This window comes from Bacteroidota bacterium (assembly GCA_018698135.1).
Taxonomy (GTDB): Bacteria; Bacteroidota; Bacteroidia; order CAILMK01; family JAAYUY01; genus JABINZ01.
On record JABINZ010000206.1, the window covers coordinates 1 to 3693 of the forward strand.

4 protein-coding genes are annotated in these 3693 nt (G+C 34.1%); all 4 read left to right on the top strand.

What is annotated here, in order from left to right:
* Window positions 1-20: 20 nt before the first annotated feature.
* The 4 genes from HOG71_13290 (at window position 21) to HOG71_13305 (ending at window position 3415) form a co-directional block, all read left to right on the top strand.
* Window positions 21-215: a hypothetical protein gene (locus HOG71_13290; GenBank protein MBT5991819.1), complete on the top strand. Its 195-nt coding sequence runs from the start codon at window positions 21-23 to the stop codon at window positions 213-215.
* Window positions 216-285: 70 nt separating this feature from the next.
* Complete coding sequence (locus tag HOG71_13295) at window positions 286-435, top strand: helix-turn-helix domain-containing protein (GenBank protein ID MBT5991820.1); 150 nt, start codon at window positions 286-288, stop codon at window positions 433-435.
* Between the two features lie 164 nt (window positions 436-599).
* Window positions 600-1904 (top strand): hypothetical protein, encoded by a 1305-nt coding sequence (locus tag HOG71_13300; GenBank protein MBT5991821.1) that lies wholly within the window; start codon window positions 600-602, stop codon window positions 1902-1904.
* A 197-nt stretch (window positions 1905-2101) separates the two neighbouring features.
* Entirely contained in the window at window positions 2102-3415 is a 1314-nt protein-coding gene (locus HOG71_13305) for a site-specific integrase (GenBank protein ID MBT5991822.1), read from the top strand.
* Window positions 3416-3693: the final 278 nt, after the last annotated feature.

A 3693-nucleotide genomic window follows, 5' to 3' on the forward strand; every position in this document is an offset into this window, starting at 1 on the left:
AATATAAAAAGGAAAATTTCATGGTTAAGAAATCGTACACCAAAACCCAACTACGATTAGTAACCCGTGCTCCGGGTTATATAATTGATTATCTAAACGACTGCAATCGTCTTCCTGTAGCAGAAGAATCCACTGGTAAAGGATATCCGAGGAAATACTCTCCAGAAGCAATAGATATTGTGAAAAAACATATTGCAAGGAGATCAAATGATTGAATTACCTCAATTTGATAATAGACTGAAACGTATTGAGAATCTACTAAAGTTAGATAAAAGTTGTCGCTGGATGACATTAAAAAAGGCTATTGAGTACACCTCATTGAGCACTAGCACAATTAGAAGAGCTGTTTATAGTGGGAAGTTAAAAGCCTCCAAAACTACCGGAAAACTCTTGTTTAAAATCTCTGAATTGGATGAGTGGTTGAAAAATGGATAAGTTCATCAAAACACCAATCAAAGCAATTCGCAAAAAGTGTCTGGACTGTAGTTGTAATCAGCACAAAGAAGTCAGACTATGTACTGTCATTAGATGTGCATTATATCCATATCGTATGGGTTGTAGACCAAGTGATGAAACAGTAAAAACGATTAAGAATTTTCTTGGTAAAAGTTGATTTTAAATTTGTTGAATTGGCTGATCCTGATTTCAGTAGAAAAGGAATTGTTGTCAGGGTGGATGAGATTGAAATCGATTCTGAGGATGTCGATCGATGCAGAACCTGGGCAACTTATCCTGAGGGATTAAAAAAGCATTGTAAAGATAAAGGTACAATAAGCGGATATGATGGATTAGTTTGTTGTGACTTCATACCAATAGACATTGATGATCTCGATCCTTCTAAGGTTGAAGAGGTGGTTGAAATCTTAAATGACTATGATGTATCTACTGAATGTTTGAGTTTCTACTATAGCGGTAGCAAGGGATTCCATATTGAGATTCCTTCCGCTATTGTGGGCATTGATCCATTACCAGTAAAAGAGTTTAATCTAAAGATAAAAAAGTTTATTCAGTTGTTGGGATTGAACTGTGATGAGTCAATGTATAAAAGTCATCAATTATATAGGCTATCAAATACACGTAATAGAAAATCAAACCTATTCAAAATTCCAATTAAGTATTCTGAGATATATGATGACTTTAAGATATTAGCAAAATCGCCAAGATTTGAGACATTTGCAAATAAAGTTACAGAATTGAATGATACACTCAATACTTTATGGCTGGAAACCCCTTTAAATGAAATTACTAAAGAGCCTGCTAATGATTTTTCAGATAAAATGGTTTCGTCAGTAGTTGGATTGGATAACACACAAAACAGCCCAATTATCCTGAATGGTGGGGTAAAAAGGGGTAATCGTAACACTACCGGATCAATGCTTACAAGAAAATTGATGATGGAAGGTTATAGAAAAGAAGACGCATTAAAAATTTTGATTGATTTAAATAGCCAGAATACCCAACCTCTTGAATTATCTGAACTTTTAAAATTATTTGAATCTAACTGGAAGTATAGGAATGGTTTTGATTTGACCGGCACAAAATACTTCAGGGCCAATTTAAGGATGGATAATGTTTTTCAAGAATATCTAATCAAACCTGATAAGGAATATTTGTCTATTTATATTTACTTATTGCTAAATCTAAACGATGAAGACAAAGTTATGAAAATGGAATGGGGTGAAGAAATTCCAATTTATAGAAATCAAATAATGATATCAAATCGGAAATTAGCTGAAAGATTGAATTTGAAAACGAGAAATGGGGAGTGGAATGAGCAAAAAGTAAGAATCTTTATTAATGACCTTATCAATAAGGAAAGATTTGTAAAAAAAATTGTTGGCATCAAACCAAAACAGAAACGAACTATCCTAACTTGGATACATTTTAATTTTACGCAATGTTAATACGCAATATTTTAGCGTCGGGATTTTGTGGCGAATTTTACTCAATGACTTTACTACTACTAAACATCATATTGGTCTTTATGCGCTATTTAGGATGCTTAAGATAACCCTGGAGAATTGCTTAATTATTATGATTCAAATGGTTTGTAACAATTATAGTAATCAATTTAACTTTATGGCGCGAAACGATGGCGGAAATGACCGCACCGAAATGGCGGTTTTTCCATATCACATACATTGCCAAGACTGGATCACCCGTGAGGGCTCTAACAACCATCGTTGTCGCAAGTCTTGGCATTTCTACAGCGAAACGATGGAGGTCAGCAATGGCACAACTTAAAACAGTCATAAAAAAGAATGGTAGTAAATTTTACTATTCTATCATCACAAGCGTCAAATGGTCAAAACCCAAAAACATTCCTCTTAATACTAAAAGCAAAGTTGAGGCTAGAATAAGGCATCAACAAGTTCAAAAAGTTGAAAAAGATATCAAGGATGGTTTAGACTTTACTTTCCCATGGTATTCTGATAGTAAAGGATGTACATCAATTAAAATTCTGGTGCTAAAGGATACGGTAAATGAGTACCTTGATTATCGGATTGGCAAAGTGAGGCCTAGCACAATAAGAAGAGATGCAATATCCCTTAATCAGTTGATGAAATATATTGGTAAATCAAAACCAATCAATAAATTGTCGAGTAAGGATATTGACGGCAGGAGTGGATTAATTCGATCTATGCAAAATGAGACAATGAATAATGAACGGAAATACAAGGATACAGGAATCAATATTAGTCTGAGACATATTCGAACTTTTTTCAATTGGCTCCATAAAAAAGTTGAATACATAGACAATGAAATAACTTTCGATAAACTCAATGAAGGGAAACCACTACCCCGCTATTTGAATGAAAACGAACTCAATCAGATTTATAATCTTCACTGGTTGGATGATTTTTACAAAAAAGCATTTAAATTCTACGAAAATACAGGATGCAGGCCAAGAGAGCCATTTGACGGAGAATTATTTGGTGACTGGCTTATAGTGGAAGTAGAAAAATCTAAATCAAAGCAAATTAGACAAATCAAACTCTCAGATCAGTCAAAATCAATATTACTTGAAATGCATAAATTCAGAGATGATTATAAATTTAGTGGGAGCGTAGATCCAAATGAAACAGCCTATCATCGACTTGCAACCATAATGAGAAAAGTAGTTAAGGGTCTTGACATCAAAGGCAAGAATATAAGTTTGAAATCATTTCGTCATACTTACGGTATAAAGAGAGTAACAGTATCTGGAAATATCCATCAAGTCGCTAGAGAAATGGGACATAGTAAAATTACTACTACAGAGATTTATTTACAGTATCCAGAGCAAAGAAGAATTGACGACTTTCCAAGCTTACGGAAATACATTGAAAATGATGCGAAAATGAAAGAAAATGCCAATTCGGCAACCAATTATTCGGTAACCGGTAATAACTTTCTCTTTTCTCCCCGTCTATAAATGAATATAACCGCAGAGGACTGAAAATCCTCGTGTCGGCGGTTCGATTCCGTCTCCGACCACCAGAAAACCCTTCGAGAAATCGAGGGGTTTTTTGTTATGCTATTAAATTTGTCAGGTTTCTGTTGTGTGATTATATAGGACCAATGAGCAATTCAATACTAATTATTGCTTGTAGAACTATTTTATTTGAAAATTAACGATGCCAAAAATAATAATCATAATTATCTTACTTTGCTCATGTCATTGAGAAGACGGCTGCACCCCTTTTCGTTGCA